Source organism: Variovorax sp. MHTC-1 (genome assembly GCF_003984645.1).
Lineage (GTDB): Bacteria > Pseudomonadota > Gammaproteobacteria > Burkholderiales > Burkholderiaceae_C > Variovorax.
Genome location: NZ_RWKI01000027.1, coordinates 20,786 through 43,491, shown reverse-complemented (window position 1 = coordinate 43,491; position 22,706 = coordinate 20,786). Strand labels below are relative to the sequence as shown.

18 protein-coding genes and 1 pseudogene are annotated in these 22,706 nt (G+C 64.0%); 8 read left to right on the top strand and 11 right to left on the bottom strand.

Annotated features, from left to right (window positions below):
• The first annotated feature begins 167 nt into the window (after positions 1 to 167).
• From EJI01_RS25620 to EJI01_RS25605, 4 genes and pseudogenes are all read left to right on the top strand, one after another.
• Positions 168 to 955, top strand: a pseudogene (locus EJI01_RS25620) (SDR family NAD(P)-dependent oxidoreductase).
• Entirely contained in the window at positions 952 to 1,692 is a 741-nt protein-coding gene (locus EJI01_RS25615) for a nitroreductase (RefSeq protein WP_126839942.1), read from the top strand. Before EJI01_RS25620 ends, EJI01_RS25615 begins: the two are co-directional and overlap by 4 nt.
• Positions 1,689 to 3,341, top strand: a complete 1,653-nt coding sequence (locus tag EJI01_RS25610; protein ID WP_126839941.1) for an AMP-binding protein — start codon at positions 1,689 to 1,691, stop codon at positions 3,339 to 3,341. The genes EJI01_RS25615 and EJI01_RS25610 overlap by 4 nt, the downstream gene beginning before the upstream one ends.
• Positions 3,334 to 3,777: a MaoC family dehydratase gene (locus EJI01_RS25605; protein WP_126839940.1), complete on the top strand. Its 444-nt coding sequence runs from the start codon at positions 3,334 to 3,336 to the stop codon at positions 3,775 to 3,777. The genes EJI01_RS25610 and EJI01_RS25605 overlap by 8 nt, the downstream gene beginning before the upstream one ends.
• A 401-nt stretch (positions 3,778 to 4,178) precedes the next feature.
• Here EJI01_RS25605 and EJI01_RS25600 read toward each other — a convergent pair whose 3' ends face one another.
• From EJI01_RS25600 to EJI01_RS25590, 3 genes are all read right to left on the bottom strand, one after another.
• Positions 4,179 to 4,748 carry an RNA polymerase sigma factor gene (locus EJI01_RS25600; RefSeq protein WP_126839939.1) on the bottom strand — a complete coding sequence of 190 codons (570 nt, stop codon included), beginning with the start codon at positions 4,746 to 4,748 and terminating at the stop codon, positions 4,179 to 4,181.
• A gap of 4 nt (positions 4,749 to 4,752) precedes the next feature.
• Positions 4,753 to 4,959 carry a DUF2892 domain-containing protein gene (locus EJI01_RS25595; RefSeq protein WP_126839938.1) on the bottom strand — a complete coding sequence of 69 codons (207 nt, stop codon included), beginning with the start codon at positions 4,957 to 4,959 and terminating at the stop codon, positions 4,753 to 4,755.
• A 208-nt stretch (positions 4,960 to 5,167) separates the two neighbouring features.
• Positions 5,168 to 6,064 carry a LysR family transcriptional regulator gene (locus tag EJI01_RS25590; protein WP_126839937.1) on the bottom strand — a complete coding sequence of 299 codons (897 nt, stop codon included), beginning with the start codon at positions 6,062 to 6,064 and terminating at the stop codon, positions 5,168 to 5,170.
• A 149-nt stretch (positions 6,065 to 6,213) separates the two neighbouring features.
• Here EJI01_RS25590 and EJI01_RS25585 point away from each other — a divergent pair, with 149 nt between their 5' ends.
• A complete protein-coding gene (locus EJI01_RS25585; protein ID WP_126839936.1) occupies positions 6,214 to 6,867 on the top strand; it encodes a hydrolase in 654 nt (217 codons plus the stop codon).
• Here the strand turns inward: EJI01_RS25585 and EJI01_RS25580 are convergent.
• Genes EJI01_RS25580 through EJI01_RS25550 form a run of 7 tightly spaced genes read right to left on the bottom strand, consistent with a single transcriptional unit; the run spans position 6,836 to position 14,656 of the window.
• On the bottom strand, positions 6,836 to 8,053 hold the full coding sequence (locus tag EJI01_RS25580; RefSeq protein WP_126839935.1) for a TetR/AcrR family transcriptional regulator C-terminal domain-containing protein: 1,218 nt from the start codon (positions 8,051 to 8,053) through the stop codon (positions 6,836 to 6,838). The two genes, EJI01_RS25585 and EJI01_RS25580, sit on opposite strands and share 32 nt — an antisense overlap.
• Positions 8,034 to 8,672 (bottom strand): TetR/AcrR family transcriptional regulator C-terminal domain-containing protein, encoded by a 639-nt coding sequence (locus EJI01_RS25575; protein WP_126839934.1) that lies wholly within the window; start codon positions 8,670 to 8,672, stop codon positions 8,034 to 8,036. The genes EJI01_RS25580 and EJI01_RS25575 overlap by 20 nt, the downstream gene beginning before the upstream one ends.
• Before the next feature lie 16 nt (positions 8,673 to 8,688).
• Complete coding sequence (locus EJI01_RS25570) at positions 8,689 to 9,747, bottom strand: HlyD family secretion protein (protein WP_126839933.1); 1,059 nt, start codon at positions 9,745 to 9,747, stop codon at positions 8,689 to 8,691.
• A gap of 6 nt (positions 9,748 to 9,753) precedes the next feature.
• The gene (locus EJI01_RS25565) at positions 9,754 to 11,337 is read right to left on the bottom strand and encodes an MFS transporter (RefSeq protein WP_221885714.1); all 1,584 of its coding nucleotides are present in this window, start codon (positions 11,335 to 11,337) and stop codon (positions 9,754 to 9,756) included.
• A complete protein-coding gene (locus EJI01_RS25560; RefSeq protein WP_126839931.1) occupies positions 11,334 to 12,893 on the bottom strand; it encodes an efflux transporter outer membrane subunit in 1,560 nt (519 codons plus the stop codon). Before EJI01_RS25560 ends, EJI01_RS25565 begins: the two co-directional genes overlap by 4 nt.
• Positions 12,894 to 12,918: 25 nt before the next feature.
• Positions 12,919 to 13,782 carry a hypothetical protein gene (locus EJI01_RS25555; RefSeq protein WP_126839930.1) on the bottom strand — a complete coding sequence of 288 codons (864 nt, stop codon included), beginning with the start codon at positions 13,780 to 13,782 and terminating at the stop codon, positions 12,919 to 12,921.
• A 46-nt stretch (positions 13,783 to 13,828) separates the two neighbouring features.
• Positions 13,829 to 14,656 (bottom strand): alpha/beta fold hydrolase, encoded by an 828-nt coding sequence (locus EJI01_RS25550; protein WP_126839929.1) that lies wholly within the window; start codon positions 14,654 to 14,656, stop codon positions 13,829 to 13,831.
• A gap of 444 nt (positions 14,657 to 15,100) precedes the next feature.
• Between EJI01_RS25550 and EJI01_RS28910 the strand changes: the two genes are divergently transcribed.
• From EJI01_RS28910 to EJI01_RS25540, 3 genes are all read left to right on the top strand, one after another.
• Positions 15,101 to 15,241 (top strand): hypothetical protein, encoded by a 141-nt coding sequence (locus EJI01_RS28910; RefSeq protein ID WP_185879055.1) that lies wholly within the window; start codon positions 15,101 to 15,103, stop codon positions 15,239 to 15,241.
• Positions 15,242 to 15,383: 142 nt separating this feature from the next.
• On the top strand, positions 15,384 to 20,912 hold the full coding sequence (locus tag EJI01_RS25545; protein ID WP_126839928.1) for an AAA family ATPase: 5,529 nt from the start codon (positions 15,384 to 15,386) through the stop codon (positions 20,910 to 20,912).
• Between the two features lie 87 nt (positions 20,913 to 20,999).
• Positions 21,000 to 21,428 (top strand): response regulator, encoded by a 429-nt coding sequence (locus tag EJI01_RS25540; RefSeq protein WP_126839927.1) that lies wholly within the window; start codon positions 21,000 to 21,002, stop codon positions 21,426 to 21,428.
• 170 nt (positions 21,429 to 21,598) lie between these two features.
• Here the strand turns inward: EJI01_RS25540 and EJI01_RS25535 are convergent, their stop codons facing one another.
• Positions 21,599 to 22,603, bottom strand: coding sequence for a LysR family transcriptional regulator (locus tag EJI01_RS25535; RefSeq protein WP_126839926.1), 1,005 nt, complete (start codon positions 22,601 to 22,603; stop codon positions 21,599 to 21,601).
• Between the last annotated feature and the right edge of the window lie 103 nt (positions 22,604 to 22,706).

Sequence of the window (22,706 nt, the reverse complement as noted above, 5' to 3'; positions counted from 1 at the left end):
AGCGGTCGTTCCAAGAAATTGATTGCCGCTGCGCGAAGACCGAGCCAGGAGAGATGTCCGGTTACCTCAACGGTGTCGCTGTCTTTGGGCATCGACCTTGACGCTCTCGGCCGATAGAGTGATCAGTAAAGAGCGTTTGCAACTGGCGCATTCGACGGAGACAAAAAATGCAGGTAATGAATCGTGGCTTCATCGTCACGGGGGCAGGGTCGGGCCTGGGTGCCGCGACCGCTCGACGTCTCGTGAAGGCCGGCGCGGCTGTGCTGCTGCTGGACCAGAACGGTGCAGCGGCCGATGCCCTCGCCCAGGCGCTTGGAAACACGTCGATTGCCGTGCGCGCGGATGTCACGGATGCTGCAGATGTCGAAAACGCCATTCGGCAGTTTCGCGAAACCTTCGGCGACCTGCATGGATTGATCAACTGCGCTGGCGTGGCTCCAGCGGAGAAGGTCCTCGGACGCGAGCGCCCCCATGATCTGGATTCCTTTGTTCGTACCCTGCATATCAATCTTGTCGGCACGTTCAATGTCCTTCGGCTGGCCGCCGCAGAAATTGCAAAGAACACGATCACGGAGCCGAATGAGCGTGGCGTGATCGTGAATACGGCATCGGTCGCTGCATTTGACGGCCAGATTGGGCAAGCCGGATACGCTGCCTCCAAAGGAGGCATCGCCGCGATGACTTTGCCTATCGCACGAGAGCTCGCACGCGTGCGAACCCGGGTCGTGGCCATTGCTCCAGGAATCATGGAAACGCCCATGCTGTCAGCGATGCCGCAAGAAGTGCAGCAGGCGCTGGGTCAGATGGTGCCTTTTCCGCCGAGGCTGGGAAAACCGGACGAATTCGCGAGCCTGGTGCTGCATGTCGTCGATAACCAATACACATCAACGGCGAAGTGATCCGTCTGGACGGAGCCATTCGCTTGGCTTCGAAACAGCTAGGAAATCTGGAATGAACCGAATGATGGCGCCGCCGCTGGATGCACAAGCGCTGCGACGAGCGGTCGATTGGGCCATTGCCACCCGACGCAGCGTCAGGGCGTATCTGCCTAGGCCGGTGCCGAGAGAAGAGGTCGAAGCGATCCTCTCGATCGCGCGCTACAGCGCCTCCGGCATGAACATGCAGCCTTGGCATGTGCATGTGCTGACCGGGACTGCAAAGGCCCGCCTGTCGGCTGCGATTGCCGCGCTCGACGACGATCACGGCAGGTCGGGGGAACTGCTCGAGCCCTACGACTACTACCCGCGCGAATGGTTTTCCCCCTACCTGGAGCGGCGCCGCAAAGTCGGCTGGGACCTCTACGGATTGCTCGGCATCGCCAAAGGCGACAAGCAGCGCATGCACGTGCAGCACGGGCGCAACTACCGGTTCTTCGATGCGCCCGTGGGCCTGTTCTTCACGGTGGACCGCGAACTCCAGGAAGGAAGCCTGCTGGACTACGGCATGTTCCTGCAGAGCGTGATGGTGGCCGCGCGCGCCCGGAACCTCCACACCTGCCCTCAGGCCGCCTTCCTGAAGTTTCATCGCCAGATCGCGGACGTGCTGGACATTCCCGGCGGCCAGATGCTGGTCTGCGGCATGAGCCTGGGCTACGCCGACACGTCGTCGATCGAGAACTCGCTCGTGACCGAGCGGGAGCCGGTTTCCGCCTTCACGACATTTCACGACACCTCCAAGGAGACAAGAGCATGAGCGCGCAATCCTATGCACAGGGCCTCGAACGCTGCGCGGCAAATCATGTGCCGCTCACTCCGCTCGGTTTTCTCGACCGCGCCGCCTTGGCGCATCCGAAACGCGTGGCGGTGGTGCACGGCGATCTGACGCGGACATGGGCGCAGACGCGGGAGCGCTGCCATCGCCTGGCGTCGGCGCTGACGATGAGAGGCATCCAGCCGGGAGACACCGTTTCGGTTTTCGCGCCCAACACGCCGGCCATGCTGGAGGCCCACTTCGGCATCCCGCTGGCCGGCGCGGTGCTCAACGCGATCAACCATCGCCTGGATGCCGAAGGAATCGCATTCATCCTGCGTCACGGCGAGTGCAAATTGCTGATGGTCGACCGCGAGTTCGCCGCCACGGTGGCCGCTGCCTTGAAGCTCCTCGACCGTGCACCTGCGGTCATCGACATCAACGATCACCTCGCACCACCCGGCGAACGCATCGGCGAGACCGACTACGAATCCTTGCTGGCGAGCGGAGACCCGGACTTCCCCGGCCGGTGGCCAAGCGACGAGTGGCAACCCGTCGCTCTGAACTACACCTCCGGCACGACCGGAGACCCCAAGGGCGTCGTCGCCAGCCACCGCGGCACCTACCTCATGAGCCTGCTGCAGATCACGAACTGGGCGATGCCCCGGGCGCCGAAGTATCTGTGGACCTTGCCCATGTTCCACGCGAACGGATGGTGCTTCACTTGGGCCGTGACGGCGGCCGCGGGAACCCATGTCTGCCTGCGCCGGGTTTCCGCCGAGGCGGTGCTGGAGGCCATCGACCGGCACCAGATCGATCACCTCTGTGCAGCGCCGGTCGTGATGGCAATGCTCGCGGACTCGGCGCAAGACACCCGGCTGCCTCGTCCCGTGCGCGTACTGACCGCCGGGTCTCCGCCGCCGCTCGCCGTGCTGAACGCGGTTCTGGCGATGGGCTTCGACGTGGAGCACGTCTTCGGCATCACGGAGGTTTCCGGCACGCCGGTGAGTTGCGTGTGGCAGGACGGCTGGGACGATCTTGCGCCCGCCGAGCAGGGCCCGCTGCGGGTGCGCCAGGGCGTGCGGGCCGCCATGTTCGAAGGCCTCATGGTTGGCGACGCCGACACCCTCGAACCCGTCCTGCCCGACGGCAAATCCGCGGGGGAGCTCATGCTGCGCGGCAACACCGTGATGATGGGCTACTTCAAGAACGAGGCAGCAACGCGCAAGGCGCTCGCCAACGGCTGGTTTCGCACCGGCGACGTCGCGGTCCTTCATGCCAACGGGTATGCGCAGATCACCGATCGTTCGAAGGACGTGATCATCTCGGGCGGCGAAAACATCTCCTCGGTGGAAATCGAGGACGTCGTCCATGGACACCCGGCGGTCCTGCATGCCGCGGTGGTGGCCCAGCCCGACAGCAAGTGGGGCGAGGTGCCCTGCGTGTTCATCGAACTCAAGGCCGGTGTCGCCGCGCCCACCGAGCAAGACATCATTTCGTTCTGCCGCGAACGGCTGGCTCACTTCAAGTGTCCGCGCCGGGTGATCTTCACGCCCTTGCCGAAGACGGCCACGGGAAAAATCCAGAAGTTCCGCTTGCGCCAGCAGGCCGGAAGCCAGGACGCCATCACCAGGCTCGCGAGCCATGGGTGAGTTCGAGGCCGCCGCCGTTGCCCCCGTCGGACCCGGCTACCGCTTCTCGCGACCCCATACCTTCGACGAAGCGCAAGTGCGGGCATTTGCCCTGGCCGCGGGAGACGAGAACCCCCTGCACCACGATGTGGCGTTTGCACGGGGCACGCGCTTCGGCGGGTTGATCGCCAGCGCGACCCACACCACCTCCCTGTTGATGGGACTGACCGCCAGCCATTTCGCCGAGAAGGGGAACGTGCTGGGAATGAACTTCTCGTTCGACTTGCTGCGTCCAGTGCGGGCGAGCGAGACCGTGCTCATCGAGTGGCAGGTGACGTCGATGGCCGCGCATTCGAAGGGCGGCTGCGTCCTCGAATTGCAAGGTGCGATCAAAAGCGCAGACGACCGGACCAGCGTTCTCGCGCAGGGGACGGTCCTTTTCACGCCCGCCTCATAACAGCCCGCAGCCTCTAAACAGGACGCCGTTTCTTTATCAGCCGGAAACAACCTTATGTCATTTGCAAGAAGCCTAGGCACCGCGTCAGCGCGTATGGGGAAAGCACTCATGAAAGATCCTCTGAACTGTCGTCTGACTAACATTGCTTCTCCTTGCAATATCGAGTCATGGCTGGGTACTCGGTGAAGATGCGCGCGCTTTCAGCGCGCGACGGGAGACGGTCTCGAAGGCCTGCATGCCAGTACATGGGGCATCCACGCATCAGCCACAGGGCGCCGGCAAGAAATGCCGTGCGGAGTAGAAGAGGCAATAGGTCCGGCAGCATGGCCGCGAACAGGAGGCCGACGGCGCCGAGGCCCCGCAGACGATTGACAGTCAAGGAAGTACTGCAGAACATGGACTCATTGCTCGCGGTTCGCCGGCTCAGGCGAGCCGTCCTTGAGCCAGTAGCCACTCGACAGTAGTTGTGTGCGAACGAGTCCACGCGCCCGGTGCAGGCGGCTCTTGACCGCTTCGACACTGAGGCCGAGTTGCAGCGCCACTTCCGGTGCGGTCAACTCGTGCACGTCACGCAAGATCAGCACTTCGCGGTAGGGCGGCGCCAGGCTTTCCACCGCACGCGCGAGGTCTAGCCGCAGGTCGACAGGCGTGACAGGCGCTTTTGGGATAGCGGCTTCCGGAAGATCGTCCAGTGCTTCGGCCCGAGTCCGGCCTCGGAACAGGCGATAGCACTCTCGCTCGACGATCCGGAACAGCCAGGTGGCCAGCGTGGCCGCCGTCCGCAGCGCACCGATATGGCGGTAGAGCCGCCAAAGTGCTTCCTGCACGGCGTCTTCCGCATCCTCGCTGGTTGAGCAGGTTCGTCGCGCAAAGCGCTGGACGTCGGGCTGGCACACCCGCATGAGCTCGAGCACCGCGCCGGGTTGACCACCGCGCGCGGCCTCGACAAGTTGAAGGCGAGCGTCCTGCATGCGCTCAGTCTCCCACGTGTCGGCGTCCGATCATCGCGCAGGCCGGACAGAAGCCCACGATGGTAGTGAACGCCAGGCTCGCGACAGTCAGCCACCCCACCCAACTCCCCGGGCCCGAGGCGAAAGTCCAAGTCAGCCCTGCCAGGATGGCCGCGAGGACAAGGCGCGCGGCGCGCTCCCAGAACGGCAGATTGCGCTTCAGATGAAACATGGAGATCCTTTTGGTTGATTGCTTCCCTCACCAAGAGGGGCAAGAAGGACAAAAGGATTCAGGGGGTGAAGAATTTTATCGATGTCCTGCAAGGCGCCCTCAGGCGCCAGCGCGCGAACGGATCGACAAAGCTCAGCGCCGTGTCTGCAGTTCTGGAATCGCGCGGGTCATCTGGGAATGGGAGGGGAGCCTCAACGGCGATGCGCACTCAGACCGGTGCAGCCCCCGCGAGGTGTGGAGACCGGTCGCAATACTCGACTAGGAGCTCGGTGAGGACCCGAATCTTCCGTGCGGGATGCTGACCGGGCGGGCGGATGACATAGGCACCTGCCGGGGGTGGCGGATGACGTGTCATCACCGGCACAAGTGCCCCGGAGGCCAGATGCTCGTGGGTGAGCCAATCGGGCAGGTAGGCGATGCCGAGTCCTGCTGTCGCGGCAGCGACCAACGCGGTGCCGTTGTCGCTCTTGAAGCGCCCCTGCGGATGAACCGTGATGATCCTGTCGCCGTCCATGAGTTGCCAGGCTTCGGTTCCCTGCATGAGGGCCTGGTGCGCGCCGAGCTCCTCCGGGGTTTCGGGCGACCCGTGCGCCTTGACATAGTCCGGGCTGGCGACCAGCTTCCCGTGGATGCGACCGATGCGTCTTGCGATCAGGCCGGAGTCCTGAAGGTAGCCGACCCGTATCGCACAGTCATAGCCCTCCGCAATGAGGTCGACGAAGCGATCGCTGTAGCGGGCCTGGATGTGGAGCTGAGGGTGGCGTCGCGCCATTTCCGCGAGGATCGGCGCAAAGTGGGTCGGCCCGAAAGAAAGCGGCGCCGCAACGCGCAAACGGCCGCGAAGGTCGCCAGCGGGCAGGATCGCTTCCCTCGCCGCGTCCATCTCGGCGCAAACCCTGGCTGCATGGTCTCGGAATGTGGCCCCGGCCTCAGTGAGCGCGGCCCCGCGGGTGGATCGCGACAGCAGCTGGACGCCAAGTTCCGCTTCAAGCCGCAACAGGCGACGACTCACGATCGACTTGGCCACGCCGAGCCGAAGCGCAGCCGACGAAATCCCCCCTGCATCCGCAACTTCCACGAAGGTCTGCAGTTCCTCGATGTCCAACTCAGCGTTCCTCTTTTCGCGACACAGCTTGCCGTGAAATGGTACTACCGTACCGGGTTTGGGAACAACACAATGCGTCCAGGCAACGTCGCGCCGGCGAACGTTTCCGCAAATCAACCCCGCTCAAAGCGGCAACAAAGGATGCATCAATGACTTTTCGCAACGGCCTTGCTTCGCTTCTTCGTCCAGAAGATTCGGTGCTCGTTTTGATCGACCACCAGCCTTACCAACTCGCGAACGTCAACAGCCACGAACCGCAGATGGTGATCAACAACACGACGGGGCTGGCGAAGGCCGCCAAGGCCTTCGGCGTCCCTACCATTCTGACGACGGTGATCGCGGCCCGAGGCGGGCTCCTCTTTCCCCAGATTACGGATGTATTCCCCGGCCAAGAAGTGATCGACCGCACGTTCATCAACACCTGGGAGGATCGGAAGGTGGTGGACGCGGTGAAGGCGACGGGTCGCAAGCAGCTGGTCATCGCGGGCCTGTGGACCGAGGTGTGCGTCGCGATGCCGGCAATCCAGGCCCTCGGCGAAGGCTGGGACGTCACGGTGATCACCGATGCGTCGGGCGGTGTTTCAGTCGAAGCCCATGAGGTCGCCATCCAGCGCATGATCGCGGCCGGCGCGAACATGATGACCTGGATGGCGCTCGCGGCCGAATGGCAGCGCGATTGGGCGCGGACCGAGCAAGCCGCCGCGCTGACGGAAGTGATCACCCAGCATGCCGGCGGCAGCGGCATCGCCTTCCTGTGGGAGCAGCAGCTGCTCAATACGCCTGTGCCTGGCAACGCAGGATGATCTGAGCGGGGATGAAGAGGTACTTGCGCAGCGTCGCGCGAAGGCTGACAGCTTTTCGAGGCTCCTCGTCCCTCTCTATCGCAAGGCCGTCATGCCGGGAGCGCTCTTGCTCGCAGGTGAATGTCTGTTCCGGGGCGCTGTCTGACCCAGGCGAAGAGCCTGATGTATGGCTCGCCGACGTTGAGCGCATCCGCGCTCTGCCGACTGGACAGGCTCCGCGCAAGAACATGGCGACCACCGACATGACATGGACGTGAATCTCGACCGGATTCGGCGAAGCTCGCAAGCCGAAGACGATCTCCAACAGCAGGTTCCCCCGGAGCATCGCTACGAACTGGCGCGCGGCAAGCGCGCAATCATCGACCTTGACCTCACCGCGGCGCTGTGCATCCTCGAGCACTTCGCAGATGCGATCGACCGCCCGCTTCGGCCCGAATGTCCAGTAGGCGGCCGCGGCATCCTTGAAGCGGCTGCGATCGGACACGGCCGCCTTGTACAGGCTGATCGCCGACGGCGACATCATGGCTCTCATGACGCTGGTTCCAAGGCCCCGCAGCACTTCATCAAGCGGCTCCTCAGTCCGACTCGGGAGCGACTTCAACGCTTGGTCGGCATTTCGGTTCGCCACTGACCGGAAATGCTCGCTCAGGAACTGCGTCAGTTCGACCGGCTCCGCGTGAGCATCGGCAATGAGTCGCCGATAGAGTCCGTTGGGTGTCCACGTCCAGTAGGAGCGTCCGAGCAGAAAGGACATCAAGACGGCGCAGTTCGACCAGCCCCGCGCCTGGCTGCCTCGTCCCGGAATCGCCTCGCGCACCTTGAGGATGTTGCCGGCGGCACCCCAACGCAAGAACTTGATGGCCTCGTCAAGGGTCAGGACACTGACCATCAGCCGTGTCCACCAAGGCTCCACGAGGAGCCACGTGTCGTCATCCACAAGACGCAGCGCAAACACGTGCTTGTGCTTGGCATTGGCGAAGCGATGCCACCATTGCCGCTGCAGTCCTGGGACGAAGCACACGAACCAGTCCGCTTCATGAACCGTGATCGGTGAACCATCGGCGTCTATTTCGATGGCCAGTTCGTCCGGAACGCCATCAATGTGCGAGCGCCCATCGGTGGTTCCGCGCGGAACGTTGTCTCGGTTCGACGCTAGCGACTTGACTCTAGAGAGCAGCTTGAGCATTTTTGCCTCCCGCTTGGATGCCTACGCAGAACAGCTCGATGATCCGCGAGACGTCACGCTGTTCATGCGACGACTCGTTCGGCTTGTCCGCAGGGAAGGTGTCGGAAAGATCAAAGCTGGCTCTCAGTAACGCCAGGAGGTGACTTGCCAGATTGCGGCTGTCTTGTCCCACAGCGATGCCGGCCGTCTGAGCAGCCTTAAAAAAGCGGGTCAACCCGGCAGTCAAAAGCCCTGGGCCGTGGTTGTAGAAGTCACAGCCGACCCCTGTATTTCTGATGACCTCCGTGACGGCGATTCGGTACAGGTTCTTCAACTGCGAAGCCGAGTACTCGTCCGTCACTCGATGGCCAAATGCAAGGAGCTTCTGTCGGAAAGCCACTTCTGTCGTGCAGTCATCGAGCGGCTCCAGCATCGAGACCGCGAGCGCTTCCGCTATTGCGACGAGCAGGCCTTGGTTGTCCCCGAACGCGTTGCCGATCTCCTGAGGAGTGACGTTGGTGGTGGCAATGACCGCCTCGATGCTCGTGATGCCGCTGCTCGCGCTGCGAAGGGCATCAGCCATTTCTTTCAGGATCGCGTGGCGACGGGTCTCGGCGGCCGTTTGCAGGAGGATGGACATGGAGGCTCCTTTCGGTTCATTGATCTTGAAATCCCTCGTGCCGGACACCGATACGGATCCTCGGCGTCACCGACATGCCAACTCGCAGCTTCGCTGCCGCGGTTTGGCCGGGATTGATGCTGATGCGAACAGGAAGCCGCTGCACGATCTTCGTGAAGTTGCCCGTGGCGTTGTGTGGCGCAACGGCGGAGTAGCTGACGCCGCTGGCTGGACCGAGGCTTTGCACCTTGCCCTTCAGCGCCTCGCCCGGCAAGGCATCCACTTCGATGTCCACGGCGTCTCCGGCTTGTACGCGTGCAAGTTGCGTTTCTCGGAAGTTGGCTGCGATGTAGACGGCGTCGAGCGGAACAATCGCCAGCAATGGCTTCCCCGCATTCACGAAGGCCCCGACGCGCACTGATTTCTGCCCGATCGTGCCATCGAGCGGCGCGGTGATGCGGGTATACGAAAGCTTGAGTTCTGCGGCGGCTTGCCCGGATTGCGCCTGGGAAAGAGCCGCCTTGGCCCTCTCCAAATCCGCCCGGAGAACCCCAACCTGCTGGCGGGCTGCTTGCAGTCCCGCGAGGTTCTTTTCTCCTGCAGCCAGCTGGATGCTCAACTGCGCCTCGGCCTGCTGCAGCGCTTGCACGGTGCCTGATCCATCCGCGGCCAGGTTGCGATAGCGCGCCTGATTCGTCCTGGCCAGCTTGAGCGAGGCATCGTCGGCCCGCACTGCGGCCTGCGCCTGGCGAATCGCAGTTTCCTGGAGGACCAGGCGCGCCTGCAGGCCGGCTATATGGGCACGCGCCGCTTCAACCTGGGCCTTCGCTGCGCTCACGGCAACGACGAAATCACGATCGTCGATGGTGGCGAGCAAGTCGCCGGACTTCACGGACTGGTTGTCTTCGATCAAGACCTTGTCCACCGTTCCCGCCACCTGGGGCGCCACGGTCGTGAAGTCGGCTTGCACATAGGCGTCGTCCGTGGACTGGGTCGATGCGCTGGATGCGGGGCGATTCAGATAAAGCGCGCCACCGATCACCACTGCGAGCAGCAGTGCGGCGCTGATGATCTTGGCTGTCTTCGGCAGTGCCATGGCTGACTATCCGTGTGAGGTTGATGAGGCGGCAGGAGAGCTCGTCGATGCGGCACGCAGGTCCGGCGCGGGGATATGGGTCAGCCGCAGCACGAGCGGGATCGCCAGGAGAGCCAGAATGCCGAGAACGCGGTAGGCATCGGCGGTCGACAACACCAGCGACTGCTGGCCGATGATGGCCATCAGCTGGGAGGACTCCGGCGGATTCGAGAGCGAACTGCTCACCAGGCCCGCGTGGTCCAGCAGCATCTCCGCATGGAAGCGGGCGCGCACCATCGTGAACTGCCCAACCATCGCCGAGCCCAGCAACGAGCCGAAGGCGCGCAGTGCGTTGATCGTTCCGGATATGTACGGCCCTTCTTCGGGCTGCACGACGCTGGTGATCAGGAAGAGCATCGACACCACCGCCATCGGCTGGCCAAAGGCTTGCAACGCCTGCGCGAAGGCGAACTGTTCCCAGGTCCAGTCTGCCGCCAACCGAGCTCCGGAGAGGCATGCCAGCGCAATCAGAGCCAGCCCGAGCGCGAACACTACACGCGCGTCGACCCACTTCTGGTACAGGAACATTGCGACCACCGATCCCAGCACCAGCTGGGGCAGGGCCACGATCAGGCCGATCGGTGCCGTCTGCATGGACCGGTAGTTCTGGACCTGCGCCAGGTAGCCGGCAGGCAACAGCGAACCGGACAGCAGAATGACCAGCAGGAAGATGAAGAGGGTGCAACCCAGTGCCAGATTGCGGCGCCCCAGGATCTGCAGCTTGAGGAATGGCGATGGGTGATACCACTCGGTCAGAAGGTAGACGAACAGAAGGGCGACCCCAGCCAGCAACGCCACAACGATCAGTGGCGAGTTGAACCAGTCCAGCCGCACGCCCTGGTCGAGCGCGACCGTGATCAGGCCCAGAGCCGGCATGCCGACGGCCATGCCGAGCCAGTTGGCCCGCTTGAAGCGGTCCATCTGGATGACGTCGCGCGGAAGTCCCCAGTTCACGAGCAGTGAGGCGACAACGGCGACTGGGACGATCTGCCAGTACACCCAGCGCCAATCGGCAATGCCATCCGTCCATTGCCCTGCCAACCAGATGGCGAGATTGGGCGCGAAGGTGGCGGTCATCGCGTAGAGCGCCAGTCCATGCAGGCGAATGTGCGGTGGCAGGAACTTCAAGGCCGCCATCATCAGGATGGGAATCAAGGTGCCGCTGCTGATGCCTTGCAGAAAGCGCAGCCACAGGAGCAAGTTCAGATCCTGGGCGAATGGCATCAGCACCGCCAGCAAGGCGCAGGTTGCGACCATCCACCCGTGAAAGCGGCGCAAGGACAGGGTGATGGCGAACCAGGCGGCAAACGGCATCGCGATCAGTTCGCCGGCGGTATAGGCCGTAGAGATCCAGGATGCGTCATCCAGGCCGAAGCCCAGTGCGCCACGGACATCCGCCAGCGCCAGTGCTCCGACCCTATTGTTCAGTCCTGCCATCATCGCGGCGAGGAAAATGCCGACCAGTCCCGCCATCGGACGTATCGGGGATGCGGCTGGGGCGGCCTGGACATCAGGCAGGGCGGCTCGCCCTGGCAAGGTGGCGGAGGTCATTGCCCGCCCTCTGCCGAAATGGCAGCAGGTGCAAGATTCGCAACCCTGGCCGCCGGCAGCGCGCGCGCACGAACGGCCTCGGCATCCCTCGACGCACGTTCGAGCTGCTCCGGGTTCCAGCCACCGCCCAGCGACTTGTAGAGGTTCACGAGCGTGAGCGCGGCGCCTGTTGCGCTGGCGTTGAGACTGGTCTGGCTGGCCAGCAGGTTGCGCTGCGCAGTCAGCACGCTCAGGTAGTCGGCAGCACCCTCCTGGTAGCCTCGCTCCGCAACCCGCAGTGCCTCCATGCTCTGCTCGTAGGACACCCGCAATTCAGCGTGTTGACGCTGCTGGGCAGCCCAGGCATCCAAGGCGTTGTCCACCTCGTGCCAGGCTCGCAGTACCGTCTGCCTGTATGTGAGGGCTGCCGTTCTCTGTTGCGCCTCGTTCAGCGCCAGCCGCTGGGTGAGCCTGCCGCCCTGGAAGATGGGGAGGAATACCGTCGGCCCGACGGAAAAGAATCGGGAATCCCAACTGTCGAGGTCGCCGATCTCGAAAGCTTCGAGGCCGATTCGGCCTTTCAAGCCGATGCGCGGATAGAAGTCGGCCTTCGCCACACCGATGGCCGCCGTAGCGGCATGGAGCTGAGCTTCGGCGCGCAGGATGTCGGGCCGCCTGCGCGCCAGTTCGGACGAGACACCCACCGGCACATCGATGGGCAGCGCAGGCAGGGGCATCGCGCTGCGCAGTTGCGCGTCGAGTGTGCGTGGCGGTGCGCCGAGCAACAGCGCAAGGGCGTTCATCTGGACGTCGCGACGCTGGATCAGCTCGGGAACCAGCGCCTTGATGGTGGCCAGCTGCGCGCGCGCGGATGAGGTCTCGAAGCGCGTGGCAACGCCATTGCGTTCACGGCTTTCTGCCAGGCCGAGCGTCCGTTCAGCGACACCCTGATTCTGTTGTGCGATGTCCAGCTGTGCTTGCGTGCCGCGCAATTGCAAGTAGGTTCGCGCCACTTCGGCAGACAAGGCCACACGCGTCGCCTCGCGCTCGTATGCCACCGCTACCAGAGTCGCCTCGGCTGCTTCGCGCGCACGCCGGGCACGACCCCAGAGGTCGATTTCCCAACTGGCATCGAAACCGATCTGCCAGAAATCGCTGGGCCTGGTTGGTGCACCCAGTGCGGCGAATTTGCCGTGTTCACTGAGTGCCTCGCGCGAGTAGCTAGCACTGCCTCCCACATTGGGCAACAGATCTGCCGAAGCAATACCCAGTTGCGCGCGGCTTTGCTCGATGCGTGTGGATGCGACGTGCAGATCAAGGTTGTCAGCCTGCGCTCGCCTCTGCAGGTCTGTCAGCAGTGCATCGTTGAACAGTGTCCACCATTGAATGGGCACGTCGGAGTCGGAAGGCTGCACGGCACCGGCGTGATCCGACCTCGGGGCCAGCGTGACCTCGTGCAGTCCGCTGTCGGGCCTTTCGAACGCCGGGTCCACCGCGCAGCCGGACAGCAACAGGGCAACGCAGAACGCCACGCATGTGCGCAGGGGGCGTCGAGAGCGCGCCGCACGTGAGGTCATCGCAGGCTTTCCTCCAAGTTGGGTTTCAGGTGCTGAGCCAGAACGCGACGTTGCGGACGTACCGGTGGGTCGATCGAAGCGCCTCGGGAAACCTGGCGATCCCGTCGCCGGCGGGTTCGCTCACGAACGACGGGCTGCCGGCGGTGGGGTCCCAGTTGTAGTCTGCAAAGTGGTGAAAGGTCGATTGCGCGATCGCGCGTCCACCCTGCTCGGAGCGCTCGAAGGCGACCGCCAGGTTGAAGCGCCGGCCGGACACCGAGCTCTCTCCTTCCATGACGACGCGAGCGCTCGAATCGTCGGGCGGCGCGCTGACGGCACCTTCGTGCGGATGCGACGGCAGGTACTGGACGATGCCGGTCGGCGACTCTTCGTCCCGCATGACCGCGTGGATGTCGCCTACGGGCCTGACGCGCTGAAAGTCGCCGTTGGCGCCCGAGTGATAGTTGGGCCAGGAGATGTTTGCCGCGAAAGGGTTGTCGACACAATGGCGGGCCTTGTCCGGTTCGCAGTTGCGGCTGTGGAAGTGATGTGCAGCCCCGACGCCGCCGAGGTTGCAGATCGAACTTCCCAGATCCATGTGGTCACGCGTGACCATGAGGGCGCCACCGAGTTGCCGAAAGCGGCTGATGCTGGCGCAATCTTCGGCGGTCAGGCCATCGCCGCCATCCACGGCGAGGAGCCAGAGCTGGTCGACATCGGATTCATGGAGATGCGACAGCACGGGGTCCGGCGCGCCGCGCTGGGTGCGATTGCGCGCCGTCACCCGGAAGGCGAGCTGGCCATCCTTGTCTCGCAAAGCCGACAAGAACGAACTCAAGCGACTGAAGCGCCCGACGTTCCAGTCGTCCGGATCGCCCTCGATCGTGGTCTGCAGCAAGAGGTTCAGCATGGTCTGGTTGCGTTGTGCCGTGCGGCCGGTGGATAGGTCAGCTGGGTCAGCTGCGCAGGAACGCGAGCAGATCCGCGTTGACCTGCTCTTGGAGCGTGGCGGTGAGTCCGTGCGGTGCGCCGGGGTAGTAGATTTCCCTGGCGCCCTCGATCAGCCGCGCCGACTTTCGTGCGGAGTTGCCGATTGGCACGATCTGATCGTCCTCGCCGTGCATGAGGAGCGTCGGCACCTCGAACTTCTTGAGGTCCTCGGTGAAGTCGGTCTCGGAGAAGGCCTTGATGCACTCGTAGGCGTTCTTCTGGCCGCTTTGCATGCTCCACAGCCAGAACTGGTCCAGGATGCCTTGCGACACCTTCGCGCCCGGACGGTTAGCGCCGTAGAACGCGATCGCCAGGTCCTTGTAGAACTGCGATCGGTCCGCGGCGACGCCGGCGCGAATGCCGTCGAAGACATCGATGGGCAAGCCCTCGGGATTGGCTGAGGATTTCGCCATGACCGGAGGCACGGCTGCGATGAGCACTGCCTTGACAACCCGGCTGGTTCCATGGCGACCGATATAGCGCGCGACCTCGCCGCCGCCGGTCGAGTGTCCGACCATGCTGACCTGCTCCAGGTCGAGCGCGTCGATCACGGCTGCCAGGTCGTCGGCATAGGTGTCCATCTCGTTGCCGGACGATGGTTGGCTCGAGCGACCGTGGCCACGCCTGTCGTGCGCCACGACGCGGAAGCCATTGCGCGCCAAGAAGTGAAGTTGCCCGTCCCAGGCGTCGGCGTTGAGCGGCCAGCCGTGCGAGAAGGTGACGACCGGGCCTTGGCCCCAGTCCTTGAAGTAGATCTGCGTGCCGTCTTTCGTGACGATGGTGTTGGTGGTCATGAGATTTCGTTTCGACTAAGAACGTGTTGGCTGAGTACCTGTGTTCCGGACTTGCGAGACGAAACAGATCGTAGGTTTGGCACTTCGATGGCGGTAGGTCCGCCGAAGGACTCACGCTGTTGCGCGCCGCTCACCAATGCCCGTTGCTGCGAGGCAGCCTGGTGATCGCCGGGCAACACGGTGCGCCGCTGCGCGAATCTTTTTCTCGGCGATGAGGGCTCGGTGCGTACACCGGCTTCCTGTTGCCAAGATGCTTGCAAGAAAGGCAACTACACTTGCCTTGGCAAGCTGGTGAAGTGGCTGGGGCAGTACGCCGAAAGCCTTCGGTTGAAATCCTCTGGGGCTTCGCCGCCACCGAGGTCCTCTACGACATAGGACGCCGCGTCATGGGCGTTGCCAAGGGAACATGGGTGTCGGGCGCAATGGCCAACGGCCCCGGCATTCATGCCGGGTATCGAACTTGGCGGCAAATACTCCGTCTTTGCCGAAGGCGCTCGCGGGCAGCTCGGGCGGCAACTGATTGAGCGCTTTGGCCTGGCCGAAGGCAGGGGCCAGATGCGGCGCTGGTCGTCCTTGCTCCAGTAGTGGCAGGTCGTGGTGCTCACCATATGGCCAATGCCATTGAAGCGCGGCCGCTTCGTGGGTGAAAATGCGTCCGCTGACGCAGCGGTCCGCGTTGCACTGCGTTGCCGAATTTCAGAGTGCATCGCATCGACGAAGGTCCAAGATGTCCCTTTCGCTTCAAGACGCGTGGCCACGCGCGACGGCACTGCGTCGCGATGGCGAGTTCGCTCTCTTCCGGCGCGCGGCCGAGCGGGACGCGGACACGGTTCTGGTGGTCGAAACCGCTTCGAAACAACCCATGCCCAGAAGCGTTGAGCGGCTGAAGCACGAGTACGGATTGAGGGACAGCCTCGACCCGGATTGGGCGGCGAGGCCGCTCGCGATCACCCTGGCGCACGGGCGCAGCTTACTCGTGCTGACCGATCCGGGCGGCGAGCCGCTGAGTGGACTTCTCGGACGGCCCTGGGACACCGGCAGCTTCCTGCGGGCTGCCATCGGCATGGCGGTGACCCTCGGGCGCGTTCATGCGCAGGGTCTCATCCACAAGGATGTAAAGCCTGATCACGTCCTCATTGACCCTGCGACCGGAAAAGCCTGGCTCACTGGATTCGGCGTCGCCTCCCGCGTGGCACGCGAGCGCCAGGCGCCGGACTTGCCGGAAACGATCGCGGGAACCCTCGCGTACATGGCGCCCGAGCAGACCGGACGCATGAACCGGTCGGTCGACGCACGCAGCGACCTCTACGCTCTGGGTGCAACGCTCTACCAGATGCTGATCGGCGAATTGCCGTTCACCACCAATGACCCGATGGAGCTTGTCCACTGCCACATCGCGCGCCAGCCGGTGCCGCCCGTCGAGCGCGCTCCCGGGATACCTGCCAAGATCTCTGCGCTCGTGGTCAAGCTGCTCGCGAAGATGCCTGAAGAGCGCTACCAGACCGCTTCGGGCGTGGCGGCCGATCTGCAACGCTGTCTTGCGTACTGCGAGGCCGGTCAGGACATCGAAGACTTCGAGCTCGGTCTGCGAGACGTGTCTGACCGGCTTCGCATTCCGGAAAAACTCTATGGGCGCGAGCGGGAGGTCGAGACGCTGCTCGCCGCCTTCGACCGCGTGGTCCGGGGTGGCCCGCCGGAGCTGGTGCTGGTGTCCGGCTACTCGGGCATCGGAAAGTCGTCGGTCGTGGGCGAGCTGCAGAGGGCGCTGGTCCCGCCGCGCGGCCTCTTCGCGTCCGGAAAGTTCGATCAGTACAAGCGCGATATTCCGTACTCGACGCTCGCCCAGGCCTTCCAGACCCTTGTCCGGGGCCTTCTCGCCAAAAGCGATGCCGACCTCGCGCCTTGGCGAGACGCGCTGCGCGAGGCACTCGGCCCGAACGGCCGGCTCGCAACGGAGCTCGTGCCCGAGTTGGCGCTGATCATCGGAGAGCAGCCCCCGGTGGTCGAGCTCGCGCTGCAGGACGCGCGAGCGCGATACCAGCTCGTTCTCCGCCGTTTCATCGGCGTCTTCGCGCGGCCGGAGCATCCACTGGCGCTCTTTCTCGACGACCTGCAATGGGTCGACGTGGCGACCCTTGAACTGGTGGAGGATCTTCTGGCCCGGCCGGGCGTGCACCATCTCCTGCTCATCGGCGCGTATCGCGACAACGAAGTGAACTCCACACATCCGTTGGTCCGCAAGCTGCAATCCCTGCGCCAAAACGGAGCGTCGCTGCGGGACATCGTACTTGCGCCTCTCACTCATGCAGACATGGAGCAGCTGGTCGCGGATTCTCTGCATTGCGAACCGACGCATGCTCGCCCGCTCGCGGCGCTGGTGCACGGCAAGACGACGGGCAATCCGTTCTTTGCAATCCAGTTTCTTTCTTCGCTCTTCGAAGAAGGCGTGCTCACCTTCGATCATGTCCACGGGCGATGGTCTTGGGACCTGAATGGCATTCACGCCAAGGGATACACGGATAACGTGGTGGACCTCATGATCGGCAAGCTGACACGCCTCGTGCCGGAGACCCAGCACGCATTGAAGCAGCTGGCCTGCCTGGGCAACAGCGCAGAGTTCGCAATGGTGCGCATCGTCTACCAGGACTCGATGGACCAGATGCATACCCAGCTTGCGGAAGCGGTCGAGGCGGGCTTCATCCTGCAATCGAAGGATTCGTACCGCTTCCTTCACGACCGCGTTCAGGAAGCAGCGTACTCGCTCATCCCGCAGGAACGACGCCCCGAGACGCATCTGCGCATCGGCAGGGTGATGGCGTCCCACACGCCTCCGGACAAGCTCGAGGAACAGATCTTCGAGATCGTCAACCAGTTCAACCGTGGCCTTCACCTGATCACGTCGGCCACGGAGCGTGAACGCATCGCGGAACTGAACCTCATCGCGGGCAGGCGCGCGAAGTTCTCGACGGCGTACGCCTCGGCGCTCAACTATCTCCACGCCGGACGAGGATTGTTGACGAACGAGACCTGGAGTCGCAACTACAACCTCGTCTTCTCGATCGAATGTCTTCTGGCGGAGTGCGAACTGCTGAGCTCGGATATGCCTGCTGCAGAGAGTCGGCTTTTTTTGCTGGCAGAACGCGCGAAAAGTGCCCATGACATCGCGCTCGTCACACGTTTGCGCCTGACGCTCTATACAGCCATGGATCGCAGCGATCGCGCGGTGGACGTCTTTCTTGAATACCTGAGAGGCCGCGACACGGATTGGTCCGCGCATCCCACCGAGGCGGAAGTACTGCGAGAGTACGACCGAATCTGGTCCTTGCTGGGAAACCGCCAGATCGAGGAACTGCTTGGCATTCCCTTGATGACCGATCCGGAGATGCTCGATGTTCTGGATGTCTTCACCGAGATCGTCGCACCTGCGCTGTACACCGATCCGGGGCTCCTTGCTCTCGTGATCTGTCGGATGGTCAGTCTCAGCCTGGAGCACGGCAACTGCGACGCGTCGTGCTACGCCTATGTGTTTCTGGGCATGCTCGCCGGACCTCGTTTCGGAAACTATCAAGGCGGATTCCGGTTTGGCAAGCTCGGCTACGACCTGGTGGAGGAGCGCGGACTGCACCGCTATCAAGCCCGCACCTGCATGGATTTCGGGACTCTCGTCATGCCGTGGACAAAACACGTCAAGAAGGGGCGAGAACTCCAGCGTCGCTGCTTCGACGCCGCGAACAGGATCGGTGATCTCACCTATGCCGCCTACAGCTGCAACGTCCTGTACACGAATCTCCTCGCCGCCGGCGATCCTTTGGCCGAGGTGCAGCGTGAAGTGGAGACCGGTCTCGGATTCGCGACCCATGTCCGGATGGGTCTGGTGATCGACGTTATCTCGACGCAGCGCGCCTTCATTCGCACGCTGCGCGGGATGACGGCGAAATTCGGCACCTTCAATCATGAAGGCTTTGACGAGGTCGGGTTCGAGCGTCATCTGGCCAGCAATCGCGCGCTCGTGATCGCGGAATGCTGGTATTGGGTACGCAAGCTGCAGGCGCGCTTCTTCGCGGGAGACTATTCCTGCGCGATCGAGGCGTCATTGAATGCGCAGCGACTGATCTGGACGTCTCCCGCGTTCTTCGAAGCAGCGGAGTATCACTTCTTCAGTGCACTCTCGCGAGCGGCATCCCTCGATGGCGCGACTGGCGACGCGCGGCGGCAGCATCTCGAGGCTCTGGCTGCGCACCAGAAGCAGCAGCAGACATGGGCGGACAACTGCCCGGAGAACTTCGAGAACCGGGTGGCGCTGGTAGGCGCCGAGATTGCACGCCTCGAGGGCCGGGAGCTCGATGCCGGGCGCCTTTACGAAGCGGCGATCAGGTCGGCGCGCGAGAACGACTTCGCTCACAACGAGGCGCTCGCCTATGAACTGGCCGCCCGCTTCCATATTGCCCAAGGCTTCGAGGACATTGGCACCCTCTACTTGCGCAGGGCCCGGCATTGCTACCAGCGGTGGGGAGCCGACGGGAAGGTTCGACAGCTCGACGAAGCGTATCCGGCCATCCGGGAAGAAGAGCGGGAAATCCCGCCGACGAGCACCATCAGAGCGGCGGTAGAGAGACTCGATCTCGCGACCGTGATCAAGGTATCGCAAGCGCTATCGAGCGAGATCGTGCTCGAGAAGATGCTCGACACCCTCATGCGCATCGCGATCGCGCATGCCGGCGCGGGGCGCGGACTGCTGGTGCTTGCGCGGCCCGGTGAGCACTGGATCGTGGCGGAGGTGAGGGCGGACGGCGAGGCAGTCGACGTGCAGATGCGCGACCAGTCGGTCGCCGCGGGCAGCCTGCCGCAGTCCGTCTTTCACTACGTGCTGCGCACGCACGAGAGCGTCATCCTCGACGACGCTGCGGCGCAAGGTCCGTTTACCTCGGACCCGTATATCCTTCAGCAACGGGCGCGGTCCATTCTGTGTCTGCCGCTGCTCAAACAGGCGACGCTGATCGGCGTGTTGTACCTGGAGAATCCGCTGGCGGCGCGCGCCTTCACGCCGCAGCGCACCGCCGTTCTGGACTTGATTGCGTCGCAGGCGGCGATCGCGCTCGAGAACGCCCGTCTCTACGCCGACTTGCAGAAGGCGCATCGGCTCGAGGCCATGGGTATCCTGGCCGGCGGCATCGCTCACGACTTCAACAACATCCTCGGCGCGATCCTTGGATACGGCGAGATGGCGCTGCGCGACGCTCCTGCGGGAACGCGGCTGCGGCGCGATGTGGAAGCCATCGTGGCCGCAGGCGAGCGCGGCCGCGCGCTGGTCGAGCGCGTGCTCGCATTCAGTCGAAGCGGTGTCGCCGAGCGTGTCGCCGTGCACGTGGAGAGGGTAGTGCGCGAGGCGCTGGACTTGCTTGCAGCCCAGTTGGGCGACGGGGTGCGCCTCGATGCGGACCTCTGTGCCGGCAACGCGGCCCTGCTGGGCGACGCGACGCAGGTCCATCAAGTCGTGATGAACCTGGGCACCAACGCTGCGCAGGCGATGCCGAACGGTGGCGTGCTTTCCGTCACCCTGCGCCTGGAGCGCTTCGAGACGGCTCGTGCGGCGACGATCGAGGGCGTGAACCAAGGCGAATACATCGTGCTGGTTGTTGCCGACACGGGGGTCGGCATCCCAGCGCAGATCGCAGAGCGGATCTTCGATCCGTTCTTCACCACCAAGGAAGCCGGCAGCGGCACCGGCTTGGGCCTTTCCCTGGTGCATGGCATCGTCACCCAGCTCGGCGGAGCCATCGATGTCGCCAGCACGATCGGCAAGGGCAGCATCTTCACAATTTATCTGCCGCGCTCGGGCGACGCGACGTATTCCGAAGACATCGCCGAGCTCGCGCTACCGCGTGGCCACGGGCAGCGCGTGCTGGTCGTCGACGACGAGGAGCCGCTCGTGGAACTCGCCGCGCGTACCCTGGAGGAGCTCGGCTACGTTGCAGTTGGCTTCACCTCCAGCACAGCGGCCCTTGCGGCGTTCCGCGCCGACCCGCAGCGCTTCGACGCCGTGATCACGGACGAGCGCATGCCGCAGGTGTCCGGCGCAACGCTGATCAAGGAGGTGCGGAACATCCGCAGCTCGATTCCCGTCGTGCTGATGAGTGGCTACGTAGGCGGCGGTTTGACGGGGCGTGCGCGCGCCGCGGGCGCCGACGAGGTGCTGAAGAAACCGCTCCTCGCGCATGATCTCGCCACGAGTCTTGCGAGAGTGCTGCATCCGTAGCGGCCTTTCCAGCCGCATTGTGTCGATTGACACACAGCGGTGACGGAAAGACACATTCCCGTGCCTCGGCGCGCATTCAATGGTTGCATGACGCGCAGAGCGAAGCAGCGCAGTATCGACGGGGGCGGCCACCCCAAGGGGACGGGCCAGCAGGTGCTCGTGGTCGATGACGAGGTAGCGCTTGCGCGCCTCATGCAGGAGAACCTCCGCGACCTGGGCTACCAGGCGGAAGCGTTCAGTTCCGGCGCGGCGGCATTGGAGGCCTTCCGCCAAGGGGGCCAGCAGTACGAAGCGGTTGTCACGGACGATCGCATGTCCGGCTTGTCGGGCACAGAGTTGGTCCGCGAGATGCGCAGCATCCGCACCGAGCTGCCTGCGCTCATCGTCAGTGGCCATGTGAGCGCCGACCTGCTGACCCGGGCCCGCGAGGTGGGCGCCGCCGAGGTGCTGAAAAAGCCGGTTGCGCTTGCCGAACTGGCTCGGGTGATGGAGCGGTTGTTGCGCCCTGGCGGCTGATGGTCCGAGCTCAAGGACGACTCGCTCGTGCCGGGCCCCAGCCCTCGCATCGGTGCGCTCGATTTCGACACCTGGTTCGCAGGGCACAAGAGGCCCCGCTGATGCCGGGCCGCTCATGTCGTCGTGTAAGCCAAGGCAGGCGTGCCATCGAAGGCTGCGGCTTTCGACCTTCAGGTCGGTCTGCTGAAGTCCGTCAGGCACTGGAGGTCCGACGCACGGATTCTGGTGGTCATGAAGTCGATGAAGACGCGCATGCGCGAAGGCATGTGCTGGCGGCTCAGGTAGCAGATGTAGTGGCCGCGGTCATCGGGTGCGTGGCGCGCCAGGCAAGGAATCAGTGCACCGGACCTGAGCGAATCGCAGATCATGTAGCCAGCCATCTGGGCGATGCCATGGCCGTCGAGCACGGCCTGCAGCACCAGCTCGGGGTCGTTGTAGCTGACGCTCGCTTGCGGCAGGAACTTGCGCAGCTGGCCGTCCACCTTGAACTCCCACTCGAAGATCCGGCCCGACGAGAAGCGGAAGTTGATGCACGGGTGATGCACCAGGTCTTCCACCGTCTCGGGCAGTCCGTGGGCCTTCTGGTAGCCGCGGGAGGCGCAGACCAGCATCTGCATCGGGATCAGCTGCTTGGCGATGATCTGGGCATCTTCCATGCGTCCGTTGCGAAATGCGATGTCCACGCGGTCCGAAATGAAGTCGGTCGGCCGGTCGTCCAGAAGCAGGTCGATCGACACGTCGGGGTAGGCGGCTCGAAATTCGCCGAGCAGCGGCGCCACCACCTTGCGGCCAAAGCCGACCCCCGCGCTGATCCGGAGGCGCCCGCGGGGCGGCCCCTGCCGTAGGTCGCGCATTTCTTCGACGGCCTGGACGATGCGAGCGACGCCGGTGTGGCAATTGGCGTAGAAGAGGTCGCCTTCGCTCGTCAGGGTCGTGCTTCGCGTGGTGCGAAGAAAGAGCCGGACATTCAGCTGGTCTTCGAGCTTCTGCACGCTGCGGCTGACCGCGGAGCGGCCGATGCCCAGGCGATCGGCGGCGCGGGCGAAGCTGCCTTCCGTGACCACGGCGATGAAGGCGACGACTCCCGCATAGCTCGTGGCGAAGCTGGACGCCAGCGGGTCCGCGCGCGGCGTGAGCGGAGTGGGTCCGGATGAGAGGGCGGTCGAGGGTGTCATGTGAGCGGCTCCGTGATCACGCGATGACCTGCACGTGCGCAAATGCGTACTTGCGCCATCGGCGTTTGCGCGTCCTGGATGCTCGTGATGGCTTTCATGTCGT

Coding starts and splice junctions, on each gene's coding strand:
- EJI01_RS25585 (WP_126839936.1), top strand. CDS start 6,214: ATGACTTTTCGCAACGGCCTTGCTTCGCTTCTTCGTCCAGAAGATTCG.
- EJI01_RS25555 (WP_126839930.1), bottom strand. CDS start 13,782: ATGCTGAACCTCTTGCTGCAGACCACGATCGAGGGCGATCCGGACGAC.
- EJI01_RS25580 (WP_126839935.1), bottom strand. CDS start 8,053: ATGCTCAAGCTGCTCTCTAGAGTCAAGTCGCTAGCGTCGAACCGAGAC.
- EJI01_RS25560 (WP_126839931.1), bottom strand. CDS start 12,893: ATGACCTCACGTGCGGCGCGCTCTCGACGCCCCCTGCGCACATGCGTG.
- EJI01_RS28910 (WP_185879055.1), top strand. CDS start 15,101: ATGCCGGGTATCGAACTTGGCGGCAAATACTCCGTCTTTGCCGAAGGC.
- EJI01_RS25575 (WP_126839934.1), bottom strand. CDS start 8,672: ATGTCCATCCTCCTGCAAACGGCCGCCGAGACCCGTCGCCACGCGATC.
- EJI01_RS25615 (WP_126839942.1), top strand. CDS start 952: ATGAACCGAATGATGGCGCCGCCGCTGGATGCACAAGCGCTGCGACGA.
- EJI01_RS25610 (WP_126839941.1), top strand. CDS start 1,689: ATGAGCGCGCAATCCTATGCACAGGGCCTCGAACGCTGCGCGGCAAAT.
- EJI01_RS25565 (WP_221885714.1), bottom strand. CDS start 11,337: ATGACCTCCGCCACCTTGCCAGGGCGAGCCGCCCTGCCTGATGTCCAG.
- EJI01_RS25600 (WP_126839939.1), bottom strand. CDS start 4,748: ATGCAGGACGCTCGCCTTCAACTTGTCGAGGCCGCGCGCGGTGGTCAA.
- EJI01_RS25570 (WP_126839933.1), bottom strand. CDS start 9,747: ATGGCACTGCCGAAGACAGCCAAGATCATCAGCGCCGCACTGCTGCTC.
- EJI01_RS25545 (WP_126839928.1), top strand. CDS start 15,384: ATGTCCCTTTCGCTTCAAGACGCGTGGCCACGCGCGACGGCACTGCGT.
- EJI01_RS25605 (WP_126839940.1), top strand. CDS start 3,334: ATGGGTGAGTTCGAGGCCGCCGCCGTTGCCCCCGTCGGACCCGGCTAC.
- EJI01_RS25535 (WP_126839926.1), bottom strand. CDS start 22,603: ATGACACCCTCGACCGCCCTCTCATCCGGACCCACTCCGCTCACGCCG.
- EJI01_RS25550 (WP_126839929.1), bottom strand. CDS start 14,656: ATGACCACCAACACCATCGTCACGAAAGACGGCACGCAGATCTACTTC.
- EJI01_RS25595 (WP_126839938.1), bottom strand. CDS start 4,959: ATGTTTCATCTGAAGCGCAATCTGCCGTTCTGGGAGCGCGCCGCGCGC.
- EJI01_RS25540 (WP_126839927.1), top strand. CDS start 21,000: ATGACGCGCAGAGCGAAGCAGCGCAGTATCGACGGGGGCGGCCACCCC.